Genomic DNA, 26739 nt, shown 5'->3' with positions numbered 1-26739 from the left:
CCTCCCCCCTCGACGCACACCACGCCCCCGCCTCACGGAAAAAAGATCGCCTTCGCATTCACAAATGCCTTCATCCCAAATCCCCCATGCTCTCGCCCGAACCCCGAATCTTTCACCCCGCCGAAGGGCATGTTGGGGTCGGCCGTCCCGAAGAAATTGATGCGCACCATGCCGGTATCGAAGTGGTCGCGCGCCAGCCGAAAGGCCTTGTCCCGGTCTCTGGTGAAAATCGCCCCGCCGAGGCCGTAGCGGCTGTCGTTGGCGATGCGCATGGCGTCTTCGTCGTCGCGGGCCTTGATGATCGAGGCGACCGGCCCGAAGAGCTCGTCGTCGTAGGCGGGCGTGCCCGGCTGGCAGTCGACCAGCACCGTGGCGGGGAAGTAGTAGCCGAGGCCTTTCTCCGGGACACCGCCACACAGAAGCCTCGCGCCGCCCTCCAGGCTGCGGGTGACCTGCTCCGAGAGGGTCTCAAACTGCTCCTTGCTTGAGAGCGGCCCCAGCTCACTCTCCTCATCGCGCGGGTCGCCCATCGTGATCGCCTTCATGCCATCGACAAAACCCTCGACGAAGGCCTCGTAGACGGCGTCCGTGACGACGAAGCGTTTTGCCGAGACGCAGGTTTCGCCGTTGTTGTAGATGCGCCCCTGAACGCACATCTTTACGGCGAGGGGCACGTCGGCGTCTTCGAGCACGAGATAGGCGTCGTTGGATCCCAGCTCAAGCACCGACTTCTTAAGGTGCTTGCCGGCGGTCTGAGCGATGTGGCGGCCGGCGTCGTCGCTTCCGGTCATGGTCACGCCGCGCACGCGCTCATGCGCGATGATCGCGTCGGAGGTGTCGTGGTCGACCACCACCACATCAAAGAGCCCTTCGGGCAGTCCGGCCTCCAGGCAGATGTCGCGCAGCATCAGGCCGCTTCCCGTGCAGATGCTGGCGTGCTTGAGGATCACCCCGTTTCCGGCCATCAGATTTGAGGCCAGCACGCGCACGGGCTGGTAGACCGGAAAGTTCCAGGGCTGAATGCTGTAGACAACGCCGATCGGGCAGTAGGCCACGACGCCCTCTTTGTCGCCGCCGCTATGGGAACGCGGCTCATCGGCCAGCTCCTCCGGGCCGTGTTCAGCGGTGTACTCGAGGATCTGCGCGCAGAGTTCGACCTCGGTCTTGCCATCGCGCAACAACTTGCCGGTCTCCCGGGTCATCAGCTCAGCGAGTGGGTCGGCGTGGCTGCGCAGGGTTTTGGCGATATCGCGGAGGTAGGGGGCGCGCTCCTCGTGCGTCTTCGCTCGCCAGGTGAGAAACGCGGCATGGCAGGCCTCCACCTTCTCAAAGGCGGCCCGCTCCCCCATCAGCTCATAGGTGCGAATCGCCACTTCGGTGGCCGGATTGATCGTCGTGATGGTGTTCATGGTCTGGCTCCCGGAAAGCAGGTTTTGGAGCCATGCACAGAGGGCATGGCGGCGTACGTCAAAGGACGTGATCCGCCGCAGAATCTACGCACGCACCTCCCAACCCTCAGCGCGACTCACGAAACACATCCCGGTAAATCGCTTCAATCTCCGCCACCTCCGCGGCGCTCAACGCCTCAAACTCACCCTCGCGAGCGCGTTTGGAGAGCGCACCGCCGTTCTGCTCCAGGAAACGAAAAAGCAGATCGAGGGTCGCCGAAGGCATATCCACCATCGCCTGAACCCCGCGACAAAATGCGTCGTAGCGCTGCAGGTAGGTGGACTCCGCGGGCAGATCCACCTCGATGGTCTTCTGCACGCACTCGAAGAGAAACTCCACGTGAGGCGTGGCATCGAAGTAGCGGTAAAAATCCGCAGTCCTGTTATGCACCTCGACGTTGTTGTCGGGCGCGGCGGTCCAGTCGATATGGGGTAAAAGCCGCGTCGAGTAGCTCTCCAGCACGCCTCGGTAATCGGTGATGCGGTCGAGAATGGCAGTGGAGATCGGGAACACCACGCCGGGCGGATGAAACCCGCGACGCGAGAGCACGTGGTGGATTAAATAGCGGTGAATGCGACCGTTTCCGTCGGCAAAGGGGTGAATGTACACAAACCCGAACGCCAGCAGAGCCGCCGCGACGATCGGGTCGAGCTCTTCGGCCGGCCCATTGGCAAATGCGATCAACGCCTCCATCAGCTCGGGCAGGTCGTCAGGCCGGGCGCTGATATGATCGGGAATGGGCTCGCCAGATCCGCGGGCATGTTCCCCGACAAAGCCGTGCTCATCGCGCAGCCCAAGACGCACAAAACGCGCATCGCCAATCACCACCCGCTGCAAACGCAAGAGCTCCGCCACCGAGAGCGGGTTCTCCCCGGCCTCCCCGATCGCTCGTCCCCAGCGCTGCACGCGGTCCGCCGGCGGGTGCTCCCCTTCAATCGCGTAGCTCGCTCTGGAGTCCTTGAGCAGCAGAAATGCCGCGGCACGCAAAAGCACATCGGCCGGCACGCGGGCCACCGCCTCCCAGGCGCGCGTCTTGAGGTCGCTGCCCAGAAAGGACGCCACCTTCTCACTCCGATACACCAGGGGGCAGAAGCCAGGCGTGCCCGGCAGGTTGTTCCGCACCCGGTGTCGCCGCGAGTTGGTGCTCGCGATGGTCAGCTGCATCGCCGGATCGATGGCGTCGACGTAGTTTCCCCGCTCCGCGTTCGGCAGGTCGAGAGGCTCTTGCGTCAACCACTCGTACAAAAACCACAGCCGCCGAGCGTAGATCCCGGTTGGGGTGCCGCGCACGATGGCGGCGATGGCTTCGGGCCCCACGGCCTTAAAGACCGCCTTTAATAGGCCCAGGTCGACGCCTTCATAGCGCAGCGCAAAGGTCAGGTGCCCCTCTAAGGTGGTGGCAGGCACGTGACGTGGTGTCATCAAGGTCCATCGCCCCTCCTCACGCACGCTGTAGCGCTCATCCGTCGCAAAAAGTCTTCGCGGGGGCGGAACCGAGAGTCCCAGCCCGTGAATGAGCGCGACGTAACCCGCTGGCGAAGCATTCTCGGGCAGCGCAAGCTCCCCACATCTCTGGGTGAGATCGGAAAAATTCACGGGAGACTCCAGAAGAGGGGTGAGCACGCAGCCTTACAAACCACGCATGGCGCGTAAAAACCATTATTCAGCGTGAAAAACAATTACATACGCGCCCTTTCTTGAAAAACCGTTATTTCTCCCCTCCCCCTCTCAAGGCAACGCCCCATCCCTCACATCATTGGCCACCACCAGGCTGATGTCCTGCTCGATCACCCCGTCGCCCGTGGAGTCGAGCCGCCCGGCGTTGCCAAAGACATAGATCGTGGTGGCCTGGTCGATGGAGCTGAGCCGGCCGTGATTCAGCTCCGCCAACAGCCAGGAGGCCTCGCCACGGGTGCAGGCGGCTACGGCCGCTCTCTGCTGCTCCTCGTCCACGCCCGGCTCACAGAGCACATAGGCCGGGCACACCCGCATTGAGGTCGTGAACGCCAGCGTGTTGTAGACCTGCGCCTCGGCCGCGCCCTGAGCGCTGAGCAGACTGGCGTGCCGGTTCCAGAGGTTGTCCTCGCTGCTCGCGGCGATGATCTGGGCGTTGGCGGTGACGTTCACCACGCGCCAGCCGGCCTGGTAGCTGCCGTCGACGCGCTGGCCGTCGCGCACAAGCATCGCCGCCGGTGCAGGACACGCCTCGGTGCTACCCGAGGTCCCACTTCCCGCCGGATAAAACCCACAGCCCTCCACCTCGCTATCCGTTGCGCATGCCTCGCTGGAGCCCTGCGCATAGGCCGTGACAACCAGCGTGTGGTACTCGCCAGCCACAAGCCCCTCCGCCGAGACGGGGCGAGCAAGTGACGCGTCGCAGCCCTCGTCGCTCTCGTCATAGGCATCCTCCCAGGCAAGATGCGCCACCCGCAGGTCCGGGCTCGCCGGCATCGTGACATACTCGGCGTAGACGCTGGCGATGCGCCCTGTGGTCACAGCCGGCTGCGTCATCACCTCAAAAGGCGTCGACTCACCCTCGCGGTAGAAACACACCTTACGCGCCGAGGCCTCGCCAGGATGCTGCCCGACGATCACGCGCAGGCGCGCCTCGTTCTCACCCCACACATCCTCATCGCAGGCCGCGCACGTCCCGCCGCAGCCGTCGGGGCCGCAGAAACCCTCCGGGCAGCGGGGCTCACAGACCGTGTCGTCGCCCTCGATGCGAATGCCGCAGTCCTGACAGTCCGAGCCAAACTCGCACATGCTGAACTGGGAGGCGGGCCCCCCGTCATCGCATTGGCCGTCGCCGGCGTAGCGACAGGTGTTCCCGCAGATCTCCCCGGGCCCAAGCTCCGGCGGCTGCCAGGGCTCGGGCTCCGGGAAGGGGTCAGGATCGGGCTCCGGATCAGGACCGGGGTCGGGACGAGGCTCGGGGTCGGGCTCGGGGGCGCGGGGGCCGCAGTCACGGCAGTCGGTGCCCAGCTCACAGAGGCCAAAATCGGCGCCCGGGCCACCGTCGTCGCAGTCCCCATCGCCCTCAAAGCGGCAGGTGTTGGTGCAGAGCTCGCCACCAAGTGGCGAGTCGCCGAAAAAACAGGACCCCAGCTGAAGGGTCAGGGCCGTCAGGCCGAGCATCATGATTCGCTGCGTCCAACCATTCATCGAGGCTCCCTCATTCAGGTGTGTGCATTCGTTGTTGAGCAGGGGTCTGACTGTGGCGGCTCGACGCGCGAAGATCAAGGTGGCTCTTCGATGCGGCCCGCGACTCGCCAGCGCACCTTGCCCGGCCGAGCAGCCCGACAACGCGCTGGCCCCTCTGTCGTCGTTTTCGTCCATGACGATCAACCCACCCGGTTGCCCTCCCCCATGTCGGTCATTAGGCTGGCCTCAAAACGTCGCGCCATCGCATCAAAAGCTGCGCTGGGCCTCAATATAGCCTCCCCCCTCCTGAGGACGTGAGATGGCACACCTGCCTCCCGAGATTCGCACACACATTCTCAACGCTGCGCGTGAAGCGTGGCCCGACGACTTTGAGATGCAAAAGTACACGTTGGAACATCAGACCAACGCCTACTTCAAGCTGCTCTCGCTTTACTCGCGCCTGGAGAAGAACGAGACCACCCACGCGATCTTCTCCCGCGCCGAGGCGGCGTGGAAGCACGACTACGAGATGCGTCTCTACGAGGTCACACATCAGCTGGAAGCCCTCGAAGCCCTTTACACCCGCCCTGATCATGCCTCTCCCCAAACGCCGAAAGCCCCCGCGGCGATCATCGAGGCCATCAAAATCCGAGCGTGCACCGAGTGGCCGGGGGACTACGAGATGCAGCACCACACCCTCGAAGGCCAGCTCGAGGCCTACCGAAAGGTCGAGGCTTTCAAAGACACCCATGCCCGCGACTCCGCGGCACAGAGCGTCATCACGATGGCGCTCAGCGAGTGGCCCGACGACTATGAAATGCAGCTGCACACCATCGAAGAGCAGATGAGCGCGCTGAAAGAGCTCGCAAACTATCGCGCGCCCAATGTCCCGGTGAACGTCCTCGTCCAGATTCGCCAGAAGGCAGTCGAAGAGTGGCCTGACGACTTCGCGATGCAGTTGCACACGATTGAAAACCAGGTCAACGCCTGGCGCGCACTCAACGCCACCTGAGCTCGCCACCGAACGCTCCGCCCCACCAGAGGCCGAAGGGGCGCGGGCATCAGCCCTCGCCCCTTCGGCGTTTCTTCTAACGACAAAACCTCGCCCTACACCTCACTCGTAGAACTGCACCACGCCGGTGGAGATGTCGTACATCGCGCCCACGATCTTCACCTCTCCAGCCGCCTCCAACTCAGCGATGATCGCGCTCTCGTTGCGAATCTCTGCGATGGTGCGATCGACGTTATGCGCTGCGACCTTATCCACCAGCTCCGCATTACTCGCTGAGCAGGTCTCACCCTCGGGCGTGACGGCCTCCACCGAGGGGCGAATCTCATTCACCAACGAGCTGACGTGTCCGAGCTGCACGTTCTCGCAGGCGCCTTTGACTGCGCCACACGAGGTATGCCCCATCACCAGAATCAACGGTGCGCCGGCGACCCTGGTCGCGAACTCGATGCTGCCAGGGACATCGTCATTGACGAAGTTGCCCGCGACCCGGGCCTTGAAGATGTCGCCAAACCCGACATCGAAGAGCAGCTCCGCCGGAGCGCGCGAGTCCACGCAGCCCAACACCATCGCGAAGGGGTACTGCCCCTCGGCCGTGGCCTCCACCTGGGCGCTGTAGTCGCGGTTAAGCTCCTCACCACGCACAAAACGCGCGTTGCCATCTTTGAGCTTTTGTAACGCCTCATCCGGGCTCATCGCCGTCTGCCGTGCCGCCGTCATCACACTGCGTACCACATTCAACTCGGTGTCCTCGCTGGCCCCGGCCTCGGTCGCCGTCGCCGTGCCCTCGCCAGAGGTCGCCATCTCATCCGGCGTCTGCGACGCGCTACACGCTACCGCCATTCCCATCAGCACAACCCACGTCAGTACCTTCAACGTCTTCATCACTACACCACTCCTTTTCGGGCAGAGCCTGCGCTCTGTCGTTGGTGCCCCGGCGCCACATGCGCGGGGCAAAAGAGCAGCCGCGACAAGCGATCCGTCGGGCGCTAACCGGACGGTAGGGGCCCCCAATTCGGCGGCAATGCGGGGGAATCCGACATTTCATAAATGACACAATTCTCATCTTCGGATCTTCATCCGGCGCGCCCTGGAACCTTCCCCCCTCGACTGTGGCTTACCTGATGTCCGCGCTAGCCGATGCGCCCTGTATCTCGATGGCGTACCTCGTCCACCACCCGATCATCTACTTCCGAACACCCGTTGAAACTCGCAAAGCTCCGCAACTCCTCGCCCAACCCGGCAAAGAATCGCTCCCGCTCAAAGGCGACGTCTTCGAGATGCAGACTCAACACCTCAAAACGCCCCTGAGCCCGGTGCGCCTTGCAGTCGATGCGCGCCACGAAGGTGTCGTCCTGGAGGATGGGCAAACAGAAATAGCCATACTGGCGTTTGGACGCGGCCACGTAGCTCTCAAGGCGGTAGTCAAAGCCGAAGAGCCCGCTCAGACGCTCACGATGAATCACGATGTTGTCGAAGGGCGAGAGGATCTTCACTGACGGCTCGAGCGCCGGCGCCTTATCCAGCGCCTCGACGTCCACATAGGCGCGCAGGCCGCTGGCGAGCACCACCTCCTCGACCTCTCCGCTGGACATATGCGCGTCGAGAATGGCGCGCATGGCGTCGCGCATCGCCTTCCCCGTCTGCAGGTGCAGGAGCTGCTTCCAGGTAAACACGCCATGCGCGCGGCGAGTGGTAGTGAAGAGGTAGGCGGCATACTCGTTGAGGGAGGGCAGGCGCAGGTCGAGCCCTTCGGGCAGCACGCGTTCGGCAAGGTCATAGACTTTCTCCATGCCCTCTCGGCGGCAGATCATCAGCTTCCCCATCATAAAGAGCGTATCGAGCGCCTGGCGCACCGGCCGCGAACCCCACGTCTTCTCCGTGCTCGCCGCCCGCCGCTCAAAATCCCTTGCCTTTAGCGGCCCCTCCGCACGCACGCGCGCCAGAATCTCCCGCATCAGCGGGGAGTCGAGCGTTTTATAACAACGATTCTCCCCCTGACGGATCGCGCTCATGCGCCGAAGCGCAAAGCGATAATCGCGCATCGGCAGGTAGGAGGCCGCATGAAACCAGTACTCAAAGATCTTCTGCGCGCTCACCAGGGCGTTGAGGTGGGACTGCGCATAGCCCGGCACCCGACTCCAGAGCACATGATGGTGGGCGCGCTCCACAACCGAGAGCGTATCGATCTGCACATAACCCAGATGCTCGATGGCGCGTTGCGTCCCGGCCAGACCGTCGCCCGGCCGCAGTGACGGATTCAAACCTTGTTGGGATATGGCGAGGTGTCGCAGCTCAGAGGACATCATCATCCCGGGGGGAGGAAGTTGGTTTTGGGGGCGCGCAACGTGCACGTGGGAGAACCGCAGCGCGAGCCGGGAGGGCCTCAGCCATCGCCCGATCACCTGCCGCAGCCCCGCTAAAGACTCGCACCCGGGGGAGAATTACCTGAACGTCCATATAGGTTCAACCTCGGACGCCACGACATCGCTCCAACGACTTTGCCCTCGCCAAAAAATCTTCCAGCAAAGCTTCCCCTCCTCCGAGCCGTGTCTAAATGCCTGGTGGTGAGCGTCCGCTCACACAGTGATAAGCCTTCCCTCGTTGTACCCTCCCCGGCCATTCCCCCGGAGCGATCGCCTCCATCCCGCTGATTTTCCTTTCGGCGGTCCCGCCCTGGCCTGAAAACCCCGCAAACTTTGCGCCACTCGCCAGGTTCCAACATGTCGTGATGCACAATTCGCACTTTTCTCAGGTGGTGAAATAATTTTCACCCTCAGGAATACAAAACTTTACAGACCGTTCTTTACCCGCCTCGTGGGATCGTGGATAGTCGCCGCGTTGCCCGGGAAAACCTCCAGCGCAACCCACCACCCAGACTGGGGAACCTTTTGTGAGATACACCGCTATGAAACGCACCCCGGATGACATCGCTCGCACCTCCACCGCTTCGACCGGCGACGGCCGCCTTCGTGGCTTGCCGGTAGAGCCACCCGGGAGACTTCCCTCCACCGAGCCCGAAGATGTCCGCATAGGACCAATCTTTCCCCACCGTCTGGGCGACCCGATGTCCGACGAGGAGCTCGCGCTCCCTGATGAGCCCCTCAGAGCCCCCCGGGCCGAACCCACGCCCCGCTCCCCGGGCGAAGCCCTGCAAAACCTCAACGCAAGTTTTAGCCCCAATCACGCACGTTCATCTCAACCAACACACATCAAGGATGTACCCATGTCGAACCCCATCGAAAACGCTCTCAAAGAACTCTCCACCATTGATGGTTTCATCGCCGGCGCCGTCGGAAACAGCGCCAGCGGCATGGCAATGGGCTCGATCGGCGGATCGGATAAGTTCAATATCGAAGTGGCCGTCGCCGCCAACACCGAGGTCGTTAAGTCGAAAAATCGCGCCATGAAAGCTCTGAAGCTCGAAGGCACGATTGAAGATATTTTGATCACGCTGACCGACCAGTATCACCTGATTCGCCCGCTTCAGAGCCACCCGGAGGTCTTCCTCTACCTGGCCGTGGACCGCGAGCGTGCAAACTTGGGCATGGCCCGCTTCACGCTGGCCAACGCCGAGGGCTCGCTCAACCTCTGAGCCTGCCGCTCCCGAGCCTGATCGAAGTGAAACGCCGCGCGCCTCCCCGGAGGTGCGCGGCGTTTTTGCGTTCGCCCCTTACGCTGGAGCATCGGCTCCCCTCGTGCTCTGCGCCCGAGTGCGCTAGGCTGCGCGAGCCGAGCCACACCCAACCCGCGGCTCGAAAGCCGTAACCTGCCACGTCGCCCCGCTGCGACGGGCCATGACTGTTGTTGCATCGACCATCAACCCCCCTATCTAGCGAGGTGAAGCGATGAGCACTCCCAATGAGATCGAGAGCCTGGAGCGTCTTCTCAAAAAACTCCCCGAGGAAGATCAGGCCGAGGCCTTCCGCATCCTTTACGGAAACCTCCCCGAGCCCATCCCCCTCACCGAGGCGGCCGCCTCGCTGGCCGACGAGTTTGACTTTGACGTGGCCGCCTACCGCTTCCACGCAAAGGCTGAGCAGCGCCGCGAGCCCCGCGTGGTGCGCGTGGGCGTGATTCAGACGCAGATCGTCGAGCCCACCGACGCCCCGGTCGAGACTCAGTACGAGGCGCTGCGCGCGCGCACCGAGCAGCTGATTCACGCCGCCGGCGCCATGGGCACCAATGTACTTGGCCTGCAGGAAGCCTGGACGATGCCCTTCGCCTTCTGCACCCGCGAGAAGGAGCCCTGGTTGGAGTTTGCCGAGCCCGTCGACGGTCCCTCCACCCGCTTTCTGGCCACACTCGCCAGGCGCTACAACATGGTCATCGTTTCGCCAATCCTGGAGCGCGACGAGCGCCACGGCGGAACCATCCACAACACAGCGGTGGTGATCGGCAACCGCGGCAACATCATCGGCATCCACCGCAAGAACCACATCCCGCGCGTGGGCGACTTTAATGAGTCGACCTACTACATGGAGGGCAACACCGGGCACCCGGTCTTCGCCACCGAGTTTGGCAAGGTCGGCGTCAACATCTGCTACGGTCGTCACCATCCGCTCAACTGGCTGATGTTCGGGCTCAACGGTGCCGAGATCGTGTTCAACCCCTCGGCCACCGTCGGCGCCCTCTCCGAGCCTCTCTGGGGCATTGAGGCGCGCTGTGCGGCGATCGCCAACAACTACTTCACCGCCGCCATCAACCGCATCGGCACCGAGAGCTTCCCCAACGAATTCACCTCCGGCGACGGCAAAGCGGCCCACCACGACTTTGGCCACTTCTACGGCTCAAGCTACGTGACCGCCCCTGACGGCAGCCGCACCCCGGGCCTCTCCCGTACCCGTGACGGGCTTCTGGTCAGCGAGATCGACCTGAACCACTGCCGCCAGGTCCGCGACGTCTGGGGTTTTCAAATGACCCAGCGTCTCGAGGAGTATGGCGAGCTCATCAGCAAAGCCGCCGCCCCGGATTTTGAGCCCCAGGTCATCGTCGATCCCGGCGTCGACATCTCGACCGGCCGCGGCGCCACCCCGCCCTCCTCCGGCCGCGCCCTGCACCACGCTTCCCCGCGCGCGCTGGGCTCGGCGCCGGCGCAGCAAATCACGTACGTGGGCGAAGAAGAGGGCTCCCGTAAGGAGTGATTCTTCAACGACTACGCCATAATCCCGCGTAGACGTGAACACGCCCCGCTCATCGACAGGTGAGCGGGGCGTTTTTGTGGAAGACAAAACGTCTGGCATAGGCCGGCGCGTTCAGTCGGCGAGCTCAGTGCCCGACGAGTTGAAGAAGGTCAGGGCCTGAGCGATGTCGTCGGCGATGACTACACCATCACGCTCGGCGATGGCCGCGCGCTCGAGCAGCTCACGGGCCTGCCCCCGGCACCCTACCAGCGCCACCAGGCACCCGTGCTCGCGCAGCGTCTCCACCGCGCTCTCCAGCGCCACAAGCCCGGTGGCATCCATCGCCGGGACCTGCTCAAGCTCCATAATCACCGCCCGCGTCTCGCGGCTGACGATCTCCAGCGCGGCCATCGCCTTCTGCGCTGCCCCGAAAAAGAGCGGCCCGCTGATGGCGTAGAGCATCACATCGGAAGGAAGCGCCGGCTGGCCGGCCGCAGGCTCCTCCTCACTGAGCCGCCCCTGGGTCACCTCCGACATTCGCCGCATAAAAATGAACGCCGCCAGCACCACCCCCACCCCCACTCCCACCACCATATCGACGGCCACCGTCAGCCCGAAGCAGGTCAGCAGCACCGCCACATCACTGCGCGGCGCCACGCGCAGAATGTGGGCAAAATGCCTGGCCTCCGACATATTCCAGGCCACCAGCACCAGCAGCGCCGCAAGCGATGCCATCGGCAGATACCCCAGAAGCGGCGCGGCCGCGACCACCGCCCCCAGTATCGTCAGGGCGTGCACCATCGCCGCCACTGGCGAGCGCGCACCGGACCTGATGTTGGTCGCCGTGCGCGCAATAGCTCCGGTGGCAGGAATCCCGCCGAAAAACGGCGCCACCACATTGCCCACCCCCTGGGCAATCAACTCGGAGTCCGGATCATGACGGGTGCGCGACATCCCGTCTGCCACCACCGCCGAGAGCAGAGACTCAATCGCACCGAGCATCGCAATGGCCAGCGCCCCGCCCAAAAGCGCGCGCACCATGCCAAAACTCAGCTCAAAGCTCCCTCCCGCCGGCCCACCCGCCTCCCAGGGCCACATCGGCAGAGGAGGCAGAGGTGGAATCCCCGCGTAGAGCGCCTGGCCAACCCGCGTCTCAAAGCTGCTGGCGATCGTGGCCACCTCAAAGCCCTCCCACACCAGACCGGCCCCCAGCGCCACAAACGCCGCAGCGGGGAGCGCGACCAGCGGCGCCGGAAAACGACGCGTAAAGCGCGGCATCACCACAAGCATGCCCAGGGTCAGCGCCCCGATCCCGAGCTCTTCGAGCGAGGCCGTCGCCCGCGCCTCCCACATCGCAACCAGACGCTCAAAGAAATGCGCCGGCGCCCCCTCCAGCTCAAGCCCCAGCAAGTCTTTGATCTGCATCGCCGCGATCACCGTGGCGATCCCCGCGGTAAACCCTGTCGTGACCGGATGAGGGATAAAACGCGTCAGCCCCCCCAGCCTCAAGAACCCCATCGCGATGAGGATTGCCCCGCCCATAAGCCCCGAGACCAGCAACCCGCCCAGCCCGTAGGAGGCATAAATGGGAGCCAGGATCACGATAAACGCCGCCGTCGGACCGCTCACCTGCGTGCGCGATCCCCCCAGCAGCGCGATCACAAACCCCGCCACGATCGAGGTATAAAGCCCGTACTGCGGAGGCACGCCCACACCGATCGCCAGCGCCATCGCCAGGGGCAGCGCCACCACCCCGACCACGAGCCCGGCCATCACATCGGCACGAAAATCCTCCCCATCGTACCCCTCTCGCCAGACCGCCCGCAGCGCCGCTCCGGGAAGCTCCGCCAGCCTGCGCGCCCCCTGCCCTGCCTGATATCGCGTGCGTCCCATCGTCGCTGCCTCGCCATAAGCCTCATCATAACTCGAACAACGGGCGCAATTAACGTCATCCGTTGTAATCTTACGCACTCCTACGTAAAACAACGCACCCGGTCAACGACCTACTCCCCCGCTCAGGCCTGCCCATGGAAGACCGCCTCATGACCGCCCGCCAGCTCGCCAGCTACCTCAACGTCAGCGAACGCACAGTGCTCAACCTCGTCCAGGATGGCGAGCTGCCCGGCGTCAAAGTTGGCAACCAGTGGCGTTTTCGAAAGGCCATGATCGACACCTGGCTCGACGACCAGATGCTCGGCCTGACCCCGCGCGTGGTCGACCCCACTCCCCACCCCGCGCCGCGTCAGATGCTCTCGCTGCAGAGCTGCTTTGAGCCCTCACACGTCTGCCCGCAGCTCCACGCCACCACCAAGACCGGGGTCATCAGCGAGCTTGCCGCCTTCGCCGCCTCGCGTGGCCTTGTGCGAGACGACACCTGGTTTGTCGGTGCGCTGATCAAACGCGAAAACGTCATGCCCAGCGCCGTCGGCCAGGGCCTGGCCTTCCCGCACACTCTGCGCCGCCATCCCGAGCAGATCGCCCGCCCCTTTATGATCCTGGGCCGCTCCCCGACCGGGGTGGACTTCGACGCCCTCGACGGCCAGCCCACCTACCTCTTCTTTGTGCTGGGACTTCGCTACGAGGAGTTGCACCTGCCCTGGCTTGCGCGCCTGGTGCAGATGTTGGCCAGCCCTGCGCTTGTCAAAACCCTGCGCGAAGCCCCCGACGCCAACGCCATCTACGACGCCCTGATCCTCGCCCAGCCCCCCCTTCAGACTGGCCCTCAGCCCTGAGGCACACACGCCGCAGCGCGTCATTCTGCGCCGACTTCAGCGTGACTCACCAGTCATGGCAAAGGCCGTCTTGACATCGCTCACACCTGCCCATAAAGCCCACCTCCCGATAACCGGCAGTGTGCCCTGATTCACAGGCAGCCGGTCTTGCGCAAATCAGGTTGGACCCGAAGTCAGGTGGCTGTAGATGGAACCCCATAGCGACACTCGCCGCACCGCCGCGTTCTACGATGTCGACGGCACGCTCATCCGCACCAACGTGGTGCACGCCTACGCCTACTACGCGATCAACAGCCCGGCGATGGGCGATAAAATCGGCAAGACCGCCGGCCTTCTCGCGAGCCTTCCGCTCTACTGGATCGCCGACAAATTCGACCGGCGCGTCTTCAATGAGGCCTTCTACAAAAACTACGCCGGCTTCTCCGAAGACCGCCTGGTCCTCATCGGCGAAGAGATCTTTGAGAAGGTCATCAAACCCAACATCTTCAAAGGGGCGCATAGCCTGGTGGAGCGCAGCAAACGCCAGGGCCACGACCAGATTCTTGTGACCGGCGCGCTCGACGTCATCACCAAACCTCTGGCGGATTTTCTGGGCTGCAAAGATTTTGTGGCCAACCGCCTGGAGATCAAAGACGGCAAGGCCACCGGCCGGCTGCTCAAGCCCATGATCGCCGGCGCCAACAAGGCCCTCTGGGTGCGCCGCTACGCCGAGGAGCACGGCTACGACCTGGACCGCTCCTTTGCCTACGCCGACAGCGGCTCCGACATCCCGCTGCTCTCGGTGGTGGGCAACCCCTGCGCCATCAACCCCGACTTCAAGATGCGCACCACCGCCCGCGCCTACGACTGGCCGGTGCTCAACCTCGACTGATCTCGCTAAAAATCGCCCGCCGCGTCTTCCCCTGACCGGCGGCGCTCCTCATACATCTTTTCTGCGGAAGGTCTGGCATGTCCGACAGCTCGAAGCCTTACAACCCGGTTCGCTACCTCACCGAAGACTCGCGCCCCCTCTATCTGCATTATGGCGAGGACTTCCTGACGCATAAGTTCCCCGCCGGCACCCGCGTGGTCTACGCGAACAAGCCGATGAAGCCCATCGACAACCAGGGCGCGGCCATCCGCTACGCGCTCAACCACCCCGAGGGCGACGTCAAGCCGCTCTACGCGCAGCTCAAGCCGGGCATGAAGGTCACCATCGCCATCGACGACATCTCGGTGCCCCTTCCCCCGATGAAGACCCCCGACATCCGCCAGAAGGTGCTCGAGATCGTCCTCCAGATGCTCGCCGACCACGGTGTCGAAGACGTCGAGATGGTCGTCGCGCTTGCGCTTCACCGCCGCATGACCGGCCCGGAAATCAAGCGCATGGTCGGCCCCGAGATCTTTAACGAGTACTACCCCGAGCGCCTCTACAACATGGACGCCGAAGACGAAGACAACATGGTCTTCCTTGGCGAGACCGACCATGGCGAGAAGGTCCAGATCGTGCGCCGCGCCGCCGAAAGCGACCTGCTGATTTACGTCAACGTCAACTACGTGCCCATGAACGGCGGGTTCAAATCCATCGGCACCGGCCTCTCCGGCTACCAGTCGATTCAGTACCACCACAACCCGCAGACCATCCTCAAATCCGACTCCTACATGGATCCCAAGAACAGCGCGCTCTACAGCAGCAACGAGCGCATGGGTCGGATGATCAACGAAAAGCTCAACGTCTTCCACATCGAGACGGCCCTCAACAACAAGATGTACGACGACCAGCTGCAGTTTCTGGCCGACCCGGAAGACGACTGGTCGACGGCCGACGAGCTCAAGTTCAAGTCGATGCAGTGGACGCTCAAGCAGCTGCCGCGCGCGGCCAAGCGCAACTTCTTCCACAAGGTGCCCGCCGACTACGGGCTTGTGGGCGTGTTTGCCGGCGCCACCGAAGCCGTGCACGAGAAGACGCTCGAAAAATGCTGGCAGCAGCACGCCGTGCCCGTCGAAGGCCAGTCCGACGTCGTGGTCTGGGGCATCCCCTTTGAGAGCCCCTACAACGTCAACTCCATCATGAACCCCCTTCTGGTTCGCGTGATGGCGCTGGGCTACTTCTTCAACATGTACCGGGGCAAACCCATCGTGAAGAAGGGCGGCACGCTCATCATCACCCACCCCTGCTACGACCAGTTCGACCCGGACCACCACCCCAGCTACATCGAGTTCTTCAACCGCTGCCTGCCCGAGACCCGCTGCTCCAAGACGCTGGGCAAGCGCTGGGAAAAAGAGTTCGCCGAAAACCCCAACTATATCGAGATGTTCCGGCGCGGGAACGCCTACCACGGCGTGCACCCCTTCTACATGTGGTACTGGGCCGAGAACGGCCAGCATCACGTCGGCCGCGTCATTGTGGTCGGCGCTGAGAACGACCACGTGCCCGCGCGTATGGGCTGGCTCAGCGCCAAAACCATGGACGAGGCCCTGGAAATGGCCGCCGAGCACCACGGCTCCGACCACGACCTGACCGTGATGCACCACCCGCCCTTTGTGATCGCTGACGTCCGCTAATTTCGTCCGGGGGCGGCACGCCTTTGAGCGTCGCCGCCCATTGCCAGACGCGTTCAATCTTTCTGGAAGTTGTGCGCACCCGAGCACGCCAGCCTTTGTCGACCCAGGTTTTTGCCATGACGCATACCAACGACACCTCCGCCATCAAAAATGGCGCTCCGAAAAACGGTCACGCCAACGGCGCCAATGGCTACGCACTGCCCGCCACCCTCGATGAGCCCACCCTGGAGGGCATGCTCAAAGTCGGCGAGTCGCTGCGGGGAAGGCGCATCCTGCTGACGGGGACGACGGGGTTTCTGGGCAAAGTCGTGATGGTGATGCTTCTGCGCAATCACCCCGACATCGAGCAGCTCTACGTGCTCGTGCGCAGCCGCCGCACCCAGAGCGCCACCGAGCGCTTCTTCCACGAGGTCGTGCCCTCCGGCGCGCTCGACCCGCTTCGCGAAGTCTACGGCGACGAAGGCTACCTGGAGTTTCTCAACGAGAAAGTCAGCGTCATCGACGGCGACATCTGCCGCCCCAACCTGGGTCTGAAAGAAGACGAAGCCCGCGCGCTCTCCTCACAGCTCGACGTCTTCATCAACTCGGCGGGTCTGACCAACTTCAACCCGAACCTCAAAAACGCGCTGGAGATCAACACCCTCTCCCAGCGCCTCACCCTCGACTTCCTGGCCCTCGGCGACAACCGCGCTCGCCTGATGCACGTCTCCACCTGCTTTGTGGCCGGCAACACCGAAAAGCCCAGCCCCGAGATCTTCCCCGGGCCGCGCGTCTACCCCAAAGCCGACGACCTGGGCCTGGACTACGACCACAGCCGCGAGATCGACGACTGCCTCAAGCTCATCGAACATTTTGAGGACATCTCCCGCGATCAGGAGCACCAGGTGCGCTTTGTGCAACAAGCGCGCGAGTTCCTCAAAAAGCATAACCTCAACCCCGCCGACCGCGGCGCTCTTGACGCAGCCTGCGAGCGCGAGCGCATCAAATGGGTCGACCGCACCCTCTCACTCGAAGGTCGCAAACGCGCGGCCTTCTGGGGCTGGCCCAACATCTACACCTACACCAAGAGCCTCGGTGAGCGCATTCTGGCCGACGCGGCGGCCCGCGGCGTCAAAGTCACCATTGTGCGCCCCGCCATCATCGAGAGCGCGGTGAGCTTCCCCCAGCAGGGCTGGAACGAGGGCATCAACACCACCGCCCCCATCTGCTTTATGATGTACAAGGGGCACCGCTTCGTGCCCACGCGCGAGGGCATCAACCTCGACGTCATTCCGGTCGACTTCGTCTCCGGCGCGATGCTCGCCATCACCGCCGCCCTGCTCACCGACCAGCATCACGACGTCTACCACCTGGGCTCCTCCGACTTGAACCCCATCTCGGTTGAGCGCCTGGTGGAGCTCTCCACCCTGGGCAACCGCCGCGTCATCGACCGCGAGGTCAAGACACCGGGCTGGAAGAAGCTCGTGCTCAAGTCGATGGACTCGGTGGTCGTCGAGCGCAAGGAGTTCGACCGCCAGTCGGCCCCCGGGCTTAAGCGCACCGTTGGCGGCATGCGCAAACTTTTGGGCAAGCTCCCCACCAAACAGATGGGCGGCGTGGGCAAGGCCATCGAAGGCGTTAACAAGTCGCTCAAGAGCGTCGAGGCCATGGCCACGACCACCGAGAAGATCTTTGAGCTCTTTTTGCCCTTCATCTACGACAACCGCCTGACCTTTAAGGCCGGCAACATCGTCGAGCTCTCCCAGAAACTCAGCCCGGCGGAGCGCCCCGTTTACGGAAGCCGCATCGAAGACCTGGACTGGCGCGAGTACTGGATTCAGACGCATATCCCCGGGCTCGCTCGCCACAGCTACCCGGCGCTGGAAGCCAAGCTCAAAGAGCGCAACCGCGAGGTCTACACCTACGACGACCTGGTGGAGCTCTTCGACGCGTCGACCACCAACTTCCAAAAACGCATCGCGCTGCAGCATCAGTCGGGCACCATCGTGGAGCGCTACACCTACGGGGAGCTCAAAGAGCGCGCCGAGCGCGCCTGCGCTGTGCTCAGCGGCGTGGGCGTGGGGCCGGGCAACACCTGCCTGCTCATCTCGGAGAACCGCCCGCAGTGGGGCATGACCTACTTTGGCATCCTGAAGACCGGCGGCATCGCCGTGCCGGTAGACTCGGCGAGCACCACCGAGCAGATCATCAACATCGCGCGCTCCGCGAGGGCGCGGGCGATTGTGCTCAGCCAGGCCGTCGATGAGCGCCTGGGCGCCGAGCTCCGAGAGACCTTGTTGGCCAACAGCATCCCCGCGCGCACGCTGACCTTCGCGCAGATCTTCAGCCTGGGGCTCCCCGACGAGGCGCAGCTCAGCGACGCCGCAAACGCCGCGTCCAGCGACACCGCCTCCGTCGAGCTCCTGCCGGCCGAGGGCGACGACCCGCTCCTGGCCGAGCTGATGCGTGCCGAGGAGGACGGCCAGCCGCTCGCGAGCCTGATCTTCACCTCAGGTACAACCGGAGCTCCCAAGGGTGTGATGCTCACCCACCAGAACTTCGCGCACCTGCTCAACAGCCTGCAGAAGACCTTCCAGATCACCGAGCGCGACGGCTTCTTGAGCGTGCTGCCCCTGCACCACACCTTTGAGTTTGCCTGCGGCTTTTTGATGCCCCTCTCGCGCGGCGCCTCCATCACCTACCTGGAGGAAGTCAACGCCGACGAGCTCACCACGGCGATGACGCATAACCGCATCACCGCGCTCATCGGCGTGCCCGCCCTCTGGCAACTTCTTCACCGCCGCATCGACCAGCGCATCAGCGACGCCCCGCCGGCCCTGCGCTTTGCGCTCGAGTCGATGCTCAAGGCCAACACCACCCTGCGCGAGAAGTGGGGTATCAACCTCGGCTCGACCTTCTTTGCCCCGGTGCACTCGGCCTTCGGCGGACGCCTGCGCTACATGATCAGCGGCGCGGCCGCGCTCCCGGTCAACATCCTGGAGACCTTCTACGGCCTGGGCTTTAGCCTCTACGAAGGCTACGGCCTCACCGAAGCCGCACCGGTACTCACCGTCAACAGCCCCGAGCGGGGCCTTGCGCCCGGCACCGTCGGACGCGCGCTCGAAGGCATTGAGGTCGACATCAAAGACCCCAACGACGAAGGCGTTGGCGAAGTCATCGCCCGCGGTCCCAACGTCATGCGCGGCTACCTGGGACGCGACGAAGAGACCGCCGCCGCCCTGCAGGAGGGCTGGCTGCACACCGGCGACCTCGGCAAGTTCGACAAGCGCGGCAACCTCACCATTGTCGGTCGCGAGAAAGAAGTCATCGTCACCGCCGGCGGCAAAAACTGCTACCCGGACGAGCTCGAAGACATCTACTCCAAATGCCCCGATGCCCTGGAGCTCTCCATCGTCGGTCTTCCCGACGGCAAGGGCTCGGAGCGCGTGGCGTGTCTTGTGCGCCCCGATCTTCCCGAGAACGCCACGGCCGAGCAGATCGCCACGATGCAGTCGGCCATCCGCGAGTGGATCCGCGTCGAAGGCGCCCGCGTGCCCTCCCACTCCCGGGTGCAGGTGCTGCGCTTCTGGAACGATGAGTTCCCCCGCACGGCCACCCGCAAGATCAAACGCAAAGACGTCGTCAAGATCCTTGAGCGCCTCATGGCCGCCGAGCTCGAAGCGGTGGACCGCGGCGACGTCGAAGACACCACCTGGACCTGGCTCGACAAGGTCCTCGGCAAACTCGCCGACTACGACGCGGCGCGCATCCACAACAACACCCACCTCCTCGACGACCTGGGCTTCGACAGCCTGATGTTCGTGGAGCTGGCCTCCATCCTGGAAGCCCGCGACCACCACGTCAGCGCGGAGACGCTCGCCACCATTCAGACCGTGGGCGAGCTGCAGGAACTGCTCGATGGCGGCTCTGGCTCCACCGAGTTGGTCGTCCAACCCAAATCGGTGCTTGAGCGCGTCGACTCCTACGATGTGCCCCCGGCGGTGCAGCGCATGGTCAAAGACCTGCTCTACAACGGCCAGATGAACGCCTACGAGCGCCTCTTCGACGTGGAGGTCTTCGGCCGCGCGCACATCCCGTATCACAACCCCAACGTGATTGTGGTCGCCAACCACTCCAGCCACCTGGACATGGGCCTTGTGAAGTACGCCCTGGGCGACTTCGGGCAGGACATCCGCGCGCTGGCCGCGGCGGACTACTTCTTCAAAAACACCGCGCGCAAGACCTACTTCGGCAACTTCACCAACCTGCTCCCCGTGGAACGCTCCGGCACCCTGGAGAGCTCGCTGGGCCGCGCATCCGAGGCGCTGCGCCGCGGCGAGATGTTGTTGATGTTCCCGGAAGGCACGCGCTCGAGGGATGGGAAGTTGCAGGCCTTTCGCCGTGGCCTGGGCTACCTGGTCGACACCCACCAGATCGACGTGCTGCCCCTGTGGATCGAAGGCACCCATCGCGCGCTTCCCAAGGGTCAGGCGCTGCCCTCGCCCACGTCGCGCAAGCTCAAGGTGACCATCGGTCCGGTGCTCAAAGCCTCGGAGCTGCGCGCCAACATCGACGCCGAGTCGCCCACCGCGCGCTTCGACGCCATCAGCCAGCGCGCCCACGACGCGGTCGCCGATCTGGGCCTGGCGGCGCGCGGCGGCGGCAACGCCGAGAAGGCCAAAGCGCAGGCCGACCAGCTCTCGCCAATCTTCCACGAGCTCAACACGAAGTTCGCCGAGAACCAGGTCGACAGCCCGGTGAGTTTCTACTTTAGCCTGGGCAACTTCGACTCCCATAAGTGGACGATCACCGTCGACCCGAAGACCTGCAACATTCAGAACACCAAACCCTCGGGGCACGCGGACTGCGTGGTCAAAACCTCCCCGGAGATCTTCCGCAAGATCGTCCAGGAGAGCTACGTCCCCTCGATGGAGGAGTTCATGAACGGGGTCATTAAGACCAACGATCCCGATCTTCTGATGCGCTTCTCGGCGGTCTTCCGCCTCTGATTCGGGCGACGCCGTCGCATCGAGGCGCGGCCGCCACCTGCGGCCGCGCCTTCTTGATTTATGAATAAAATCAACATGATAGAGCCCAATATGACCACACTCATCACCGGCGGAACCGGCTTTCTGGGCCGACACCTCATCGACCAGCTTCTGGCCGCAGGCCAGACGGACCTTCGCGTGCTCACACGACGCCACAACGCCGAGCTCGAAGCGCTGGGCGTGGCGCAGGTAGAAGGCAGCCTCGACGACGCCGACGCCCTCAAAGAGGCGGTCCGAGGTGTAACCCGGGTCTACCACCTGGCAGGGCTTGTGGAGCGCGACCGCACCCAGGCCCACCGCATGTACGCCCTGCACGTCGAGGGCACCCGCCGGCTTTTTGATGCGCTCCTGGCCAGCGACACCGACATCGAGAAAGTCGTTGTGGCCTCGACCAGCGGCACTGTCGGAGTGAGCCGCGACGCCTCGTTTGTGGCCGATGATACCAGCCCCTACACCGAATCTGTGGTCCGCGACTGGCCCTACTACCTCTCCAAGATCTACCAGGAGCGGGTATGCGTGGATTACCAGAAGCGCCACGACCTGCCCGTGGTGCTGATGCGCCCCACCCTGCTGCTGGGCCCCGGCGACTGGCGCGAGAGCTCCACCGGTGACGTCGTGCTCTTCATGAAGCGAAAAGTTCCCGGAGTGATGCCCGGCGGGCTCTCGGTGGTGGACGTGCGCGACACGGCCGCGGCCTTCATCGCGGCGATGGAGCGCGCCGAGCCCGGCTCAAGCTACCTGCTGGGCGCGGGCAACCTCACGCTGGCGGCCTTTTTCGATCATCTGGCCGACATCACCGGGCTGAGCGCCCCTCGCCTCCCGGTGCCCGGCCCGCTCGCGAAGCTCGGGGGCAAGTTGCTGAGCGCGCTCCAGGAAGCCGGCGCGCCGGCCGGCGACCTCGACGCGGCCAGCGTCGAGATGGCCCGTCACTTCTGGTACATCGACAGCAGCCGCGCCAAAGATGAGCTGGGCTTTGACCCGCGCCCCATCACCCTCACATTGCGCGACACCGTGCAGTGGATCCGGGAGCATCACCCGGACTTTGCAGGCACCTCCTCGCACCGAGAGGAGCCCCCGGCCGAGTGGGTGCCCGCCGAGACGCTTGAGTATGCCCGGGAGCTGCGACGCAAAGCCGGCGTTGAGAGCTGAACGCCCGCCCTACCTTCTGCGGCACAGCGACAAAAAAAGCGCGCCTTCGATGATGAAGGCGCGCTTTTTTTTGACATCGCCATGCCCCGAACGGGGCACATAATGACTTAAACTGCTTAATAGAAGCGCGCGATCGAAAGCCCGATGTTGTCGCCGCCACCGCCGCGGTTCGCGAGCAGAATCAACTCCAGACACGCCAGCGCCGGATCCGGCTCGGCGAGCATGATCGCCAGGATGTTATCTTCGGCAGCGAGCAGGTTGGCCCCGCCGAAGTCCGTAAGGCCGTCGGTAGTGAGCAGCATCGAGTCGCCCTCGATCACGCGGAAGCGGAAGAGGTCCGGCTGCGGATCAACCGCAACGAGCTTCGCCTCCTCGATCACGAAGGTGCCCATGCAGCGCGCCAGCGCCTCGCCATGCGGCATCGCCAGCGCGGTGTCGGCGGCGACGCCTTCTTTGATCGAGAGCGTCCAGAGGTTGTGGTCGACGGTCATCTGCTCAAGACCCGCGCCCCGCTGCAAATACACGCGGCTATCGCCCAGCGCCGCCAGCGTCACCACCCCATCAAGCACCACCGCGACCAGGGCCGTGGAGCCCATCACCTCGTGCGGACTTCCCCGAAATGGCGAGTAGGTGCGGTTGACGTGGTCGACGATGCGATGGTTCGCCCTCCCCAGGATCTGATGAATGATGCGCGTCTCATCGACCTGACTCTCCAGAAGGTAGGTCGGCAACGCATCTTCCCACACCCGCGCGGCTTCTTCAGCCAACGCCCGGCTTGCCAGATCCCCCGAGCCATAACTCGCTGTGGAGACGCCGTCGGCGACCACGATCAGCGCAAAACGTCCGTCTTCCGAAGATGCCGAGAAGACGCTGTCCTGGTTGGTGGGGTTGCGACGTCGCTTGGCGATGCCGATATGCGTATCGCTCGCCAGGCGGATCACCGGCGGCGCGTATTCGCGCGAGCGCACGCGGGCCTCAATCGCCTCGCAGGCCTCATAGAAGGCCTCGAGCATCGTCTCAACGCTGTCGTAGCGGTCGGCCGCATGCGGTCGGGTCGCGCGTGAGATGATGGGCTGAAGCCCCGGCGGAAAACCCGGGCGGAAGTTGCGCGCCGGAATCGCCGGTGCATAACGCGTATACACCGAGGCCGGTGGCACCATCCCCGAGACCAGAAAATAGAGCAGCATGCCCAGCGCAAAGATATCCGCCGACTCCCCGTCTTTGCTTCCCAGGCCGCTCAGCAACTCCGGCGCTGAGAAACCGGGCGTGACCGCGATCTCGTCGTCGATCTTGCCCTTCTCAAAGAGCCGGTCGATGCCGTCGAGCACCGAGTCGATCTCAAGGGGGCCGGCACCAACCTCGGGCTCCTCGTCCTCAATCACCTCGGAGATCGACGACGAGTCGTAGGTTGGCTCATAGAAGCCACGATCGTCGCTGGCCCTCTCCCCTTTGTCGCGAAGGGCCGCAGCGCGCTCCAGCTCCTCGGCCGAAAACGCCAGCGGAGTGAGTTCCACCACCGTCGCGCCCCGATCATCGAAGGGATTGCTGGTGTCCTGCTGGCCGAGGTCACCGGGCTCCGGCGCGTCAAAGACCTGCCCGAGCGATTGCGAGATGAAGAGGCGCGGAAACCCGTCTTCGCTCCCCCGGTCGAACACCCGCACGTTCCAGGGGGTTAGCCCCAGGTGCACCCAGCCGGCGCGATGCAGCTTGCGAAAGAGCTCGGCGACCGATCCGAAGATCGCCTTAACCTGCTCGTACTCCAGCTCCCCACGCACCAGATCGACCAGGTCGCCCACCGACACGCCCACATTATCCACGAAGACCGATCGGGTATGATCCCCGTCGCGCTCCACGTACACCGGCGCGCGCACAAGCCTGCGCACCTCTTCCGGCCAGGAGTCGTGGCGTGGGCGTGGCCGCGTGGTCTCTTCAATCAGGTAGGTCGGGTGCACAAAGGCCAGCGCTTCATCCCCCTGCAGATCAACCCCGTCCACCGACGCGCTCACCGCGCTGGCGACGAGCACCCGGCGCCCATCAAACTCTTCGAGCACCTCGTCGACCCGCACCACAAGGGTAACCTGTTCGAGCTCCGCGCGACCGTAGTGTCGCCCTTCCACAACGATGTCGAGGGTTTGCCCGGGAGACGCAAACTGCGCACTAAAGGCCGCCATCTCACCGGTGGCCCGATCGCAGATCGGGCAGCTATCATCGTCACAGGTCGGCTCTCCGCATTCGGGGCAGACCGTTTCACTCAGGGGCATACCATTCGTCCTGGGCACTTACGCCGGCAGCTCGTCTTCTCGTCGCGCAGCGTGCCACACCATGGGCGTGTGCAGCAAGCTCCGAGCCGGCCTCAATCCCCCCCTCGTTGCCATTTCAGTAGAGTTGCTGGGCGCTGCACAACCCGAGCTCGGTGGCCGTCTCCACCATCGCGTTTCCAACCTCGGGGGCCTGCCCCTCGGGAAGCGCCGGATAGCGCGCGTCGACGTCAACGATCGTAGCCTGGCCGCTATCCCAGTGAATGCGCGCCACATCCCAGAACTCCCCGGTGCGCTCCAGCGGCTCAAGCACCGACTCGTAGCGCAGCTGCCCCTGAATGTAGATGCGCACCGTGGCGTACGCCGTCCCGAAGAGCTGGCGGTAATAATGCACGCCAATGGCGTACCACTCACAGTTTGCCGGGTTGCGCATCGTGATGTTCTCCGGACCTGCACCGTCGCGCACGTCGATGTCCAGGCTCGGATCTTCCGGGCTCCAGATCGACTCCTGGGAGCGGTTGGGAAACTGGAAATACACGCTGTAAGGCTCCTCCGCCCAGTTCCCCGGCCCCATCTTGGTCAGGTGCAGGTCCACATCGCTTCCTTCCCCATCGCCCTCATCCGGATCGCTGGGGTTGGTCCAGGTCAGCTCAATATGGATGTCCTGGTCAGGGATCGCGCGAATCTCGACCTCGGCGCCCTCACAGGAGCGAAAGCCGTCGTTGTCGATCACGTTGAGCCCGATGCGGTAGGTGCCTGCGGTCAGCAGGCGAAACTCGCGTCGAGAGGTGTCGTTGCCCAGCGGGTCGTCCTGCGTCGGTCCCAGCTGCACCAGCGTCCCGGGAGGCCCCTGAAGCACTTCCCACTCATAGTCCACAACCTGCCCGTCGGGATCTTCGCTCTGGCTTCCGTCGAGGATCACGTACTGAAGTGGGATCGCCGTAAGCGAGGGTCGCCCCATCCCGCTGACCCCGCGCACACGGCCGAGCGCGGTGGCGATCGGACACTCGCCATCGGCTCCGCGACCCACAACGTCAATGACCAGCTCGGGCTGAATCGGATCGTTGTTGACGATGATCACCTCGGCGCGTTCCGTGCCTTCTTCAAAAGGAATGAAGCGCACGCCAAAGGTCACACTCATCCCCGGCGCCACCGAGACCGGATCGTCGATCGCCCCGTTTCCGCTGCGATCCCAACTCCCAAGGTCCAGCTCAAAGGTGTTGCCGGACTGATCCACCACGATGTTCTCAATCTGCAGAACCTGGGTGCCGCAGTTGGTCACCTCGACCTGATCGCGACTGGAGCTGCCGATGGGCACCTGCCCGAAGTTGCGATTGCGGCTGTCCACCTCAATGCAGGCCGCGTCGGCATCCGCCCGCACATCGATCCGAGTCAGGCCGCGATCGTCTCGCCCCGGAGCCGGGTCGCGAACATCGTTGGTCACCACCGAGATCTCGCCAGTATCCTGCCCCTGGCCCGTGGGCTCATAGATCACATCGATCACGAGCTCATAGCTCTCCGGATTCGCCTCAATCGCCTCGGAGTCATAGGGCAAAAGCTCCAGTGGGTAGCTGCGCTCCGGCAGCGCGATGCTGAAGTCTTCGCCGCCGCCGTACTCGGGCGCCTCGTAGATAATCAGCGGCGCAGTCCCCACGTTGATAAGCCGAGTCTGCCGCTCCTCAAACGCACCGGTGCCGGCGCGCGCGAAGCGTACCAGAGGTGGATCGACCAGAATCTCCGGGGAGTTCCCGAGCGTGGTGATGTCCACATAGAGCGGTGCCTCCTCCGAGTAGCGCGGGTCGCTCGACAAAATCCTCACTCGCCCCCGGGCCGCCTCGCCAGCCTGCGGCGAGTAGGTGACCTCGATGACCTGCTCCTCCTGGGCCTCCAGCGCAAAAGGAAGCCCCGGCACCGAGCCCAGGCTCAAGCCAGCCGCGCTTCCCCCGCCAGCGGGTTCAAGCTCCAACTCGAAGATTTGCAGGCGCTCGTCGGAGTTGTTGCGGATGGTCAAGAACTCGGTGGCCGAATCTCCCAGCTCCACCTGCGCAAAACCGATCTGCGTGGGCGCAACCTCAATCACGCCGGCGCCGGTCTCACCGATGCCGTCGCGATCGCCGCAGGCCCAGAGCGCCATCGACGCCAACACCACCCACAGCAGCATCGCGCCGCTCGTTCGAATTCCAGACTGCCAGAGGCTTTGCATACATCTCACCGACCAGAGGTTACGTTCTTCGAAGCGCCACAGTTGCGCGTCGATCGTGCGTGAGCCGACACCATAGCGAAACCCGCCCCCCATTGGAATGCCGG

Annotated in this window: 16 protein-coding genes; 8 read left to right on the top strand and 8 right to left on the bottom strand. The window is 64.1% G+C overall.

From position 1 onward, the window contains the following. Window positions 1-32: 32 nt before the first annotated feature. From FRC98_RS05690 to FRC98_RS05680, 3 genes are all read right to left on the bottom strand, one after another. The gene (locus FRC98_RS05690) at window positions 33-1409 is read right to left on the bottom strand and encodes an NAD-dependent succinate-semialdehyde dehydrogenase (protein WP_146980321.1); all 1377 of its coding nucleotides are present in this window, start codon (window positions 1407-1409) and stop codon (window positions 33-35) included. 106 nt (window positions 1410-1515) lie between these two features. Next, window positions 1516-3045: a Fic family protein gene (locus FRC98_RS05685; protein ID WP_230467311.1), complete on the bottom strand. Its 1530-nt coding sequence runs from the start codon at window positions 3043-3045 to the stop codon at window positions 1516-1518. 132 nt (window positions 3046-3177) lie between these two features. After that, complete coding sequence (locus tag FRC98_RS05680) at window positions 3178-4611, bottom strand: hypothetical protein (RefSeq protein WP_230467310.1); 1434 nt, start codon at window positions 4609-4611, stop codon at window positions 3178-3180. Window positions 4612-4909: 298 nt separating this feature from the next. Between FRC98_RS05680 and FRC98_RS05670 the strand changes: the two genes are divergently transcribed. Next, on the top strand, window positions 4910-5602 hold the full coding sequence (locus FRC98_RS05670) for a hypothetical protein (RefSeq protein WP_146980319.1): 693 nt from the start codon (window positions 4910-4912) through the stop codon (window positions 5600-5602). A 102-nt stretch (window positions 5603-5704) separates the two neighbouring features. Here FRC98_RS05670 and FRC98_RS05665 read toward each other — a convergent pair whose 3' ends face one another. Together FRC98_RS05665 and FRC98_RS05660 are read right to left on the bottom strand one after the other, a co-directional pair. Continuing rightward, on the bottom strand, window positions 5705-6484 hold the full coding sequence (locus tag FRC98_RS05665; RefSeq protein ID WP_230467309.1) for a carbonic anhydrase family protein: 780 nt from the start codon (window positions 6482-6484) through the stop codon (window positions 5705-5707). A gap of 248 nt (window positions 6485-6732) precedes the next feature. Then, window positions 6733-7905 carry a winged helix-turn-helix domain-containing protein gene (locus FRC98_RS05660; protein WP_146980318.1) on the bottom strand — a complete coding sequence of 391 codons (1173 nt, stop codon included), beginning with the start codon at window positions 7903-7905 and terminating at the stop codon, window positions 6733-6735. A 761-nt stretch (window positions 7906-8666) separates the two neighbouring features. Between FRC98_RS05660 and FRC98_RS05655 the strand changes: the two genes are divergently transcribed. Both FRC98_RS05655 and FRC98_RS05650 read left to right on the top strand, forming a co-directional pair. Continuing rightward, window positions 8667-9194, top strand: a complete 528-nt coding sequence (locus FRC98_RS05655; protein ID WP_230467307.1) for a hypothetical protein — start codon at window positions 8667-8669, stop codon at window positions 9192-9194. A gap of 253 nt (window positions 9195-9447) precedes the next feature. Next, window positions 9448-10743, top strand: a complete 1296-nt coding sequence (locus FRC98_RS05650) for a nitrilase-related carbon-nitrogen hydrolase (RefSeq protein ID WP_146980317.1) — start codon at window positions 9448-9450, stop codon at window positions 10741-10743. A 111-nt stretch (window positions 10744-10854) separates the two neighbouring features. Here the strand turns inward: FRC98_RS05650 and dauA are convergent, their stop codons facing one another. Next, entirely contained in the window at window positions 10855-12615 is a 1761-nt protein-coding gene (gene dauA / locus FRC98_RS05645) for a C4-dicarboxylic acid transporter DauA (RefSeq protein ID WP_146980316.1), read from the bottom strand. Window positions 12616-12749: 134 nt separating this feature from the next. On the opposite strand from dauA, the gene FRC98_RS05640 reads away from it, so the two are divergent. The 5 genes from FRC98_RS05640 (at window position 12750) to FRC98_RS05620 (ending at window position 22174) form a co-directional block, all read left to right on the top strand. Further along, complete coding sequence (locus FRC98_RS05640) at window positions 12750-13454, top strand: PTS sugar transporter subunit IIA (protein ID WP_146980315.1); 705 nt, start codon at window positions 12750-12752, stop codon at window positions 13452-13454. 187 nt (window positions 13455-13641) lie between these two features. Further along, a complete protein-coding gene (locus tag FRC98_RS05635) occupies window positions 13642-14325 on the top strand; it encodes an HAD family hydrolase (protein ID WP_146980314.1) in 684 nt (227 codons plus the stop codon). A gap of 77 nt (window positions 14326-14402) precedes the next feature. After that, on the top strand, window positions 14403-15998 hold the full coding sequence (gene larAH / locus FRC98_RS05630) for an NPN-dependent hydroxyacid isomerase, LarAH14/15/16 family (protein WP_146980313.1): 1596 nt from the start codon (window positions 14403-14405) through the stop codon (window positions 15996-15998). Between the two features lie 116 nt (window positions 15999-16114). Next, window positions 16115-20986: an AMP-binding protein gene (locus tag FRC98_RS05625; protein WP_146980312.1), complete on the top strand. Its 4872-nt coding sequence runs from the start codon at window positions 16115-16117 to the stop codon at window positions 20984-20986. Between the two features lie 90 nt (window positions 20987-21076). After that, on the top strand, window positions 21077-22174 hold the full coding sequence (locus FRC98_RS05620) for an NAD-dependent epimerase/dehydratase family protein (protein WP_230467306.1): 1098 nt from the start codon (window positions 21077-21079) through the stop codon (window positions 22172-22174). A gap of 116 nt (window positions 22175-22290) precedes the next feature. On the opposite strand, the gene FRC98_RS05615 is transcribed toward FRC98_RS05620, so the two are convergent. Both FRC98_RS05615 and FRC98_RS05610 read right to left on the bottom strand, forming a co-directional pair. Next, window positions 22291-24435, bottom strand: coding sequence for a bifunctional protein-serine/threonine kinase/phosphatase (locus FRC98_RS05615; RefSeq protein WP_146980310.1), 2145 nt, complete (start codon window positions 24433-24435; stop codon window positions 22291-22293). A 115-nt stretch (window positions 24436-24550) separates the two neighbouring features. Further along, window positions 24551-26593: a choice-of-anchor D domain-containing protein gene (locus tag FRC98_RS05610; RefSeq protein WP_230467305.1), complete on the bottom strand. Its 2043-nt coding sequence runs from the start codon at window positions 26591-26593 to the stop codon at window positions 24551-24553. Window positions 26594-26739 lie beyond the last annotated feature (146 nt).

This window comes from Lujinxingia vulgaris (assembly GCF_007997015.1).
Classification (GTDB): domain Bacteria; phylum Myxococcota_A; class Bradymonadia; order Bradymonadales; family Bradymonadaceae; genus Lujinxingia; species Lujinxingia vulgaris.
This window is presented reverse-complemented; position numbering and strand designations above follow the sequence as displayed.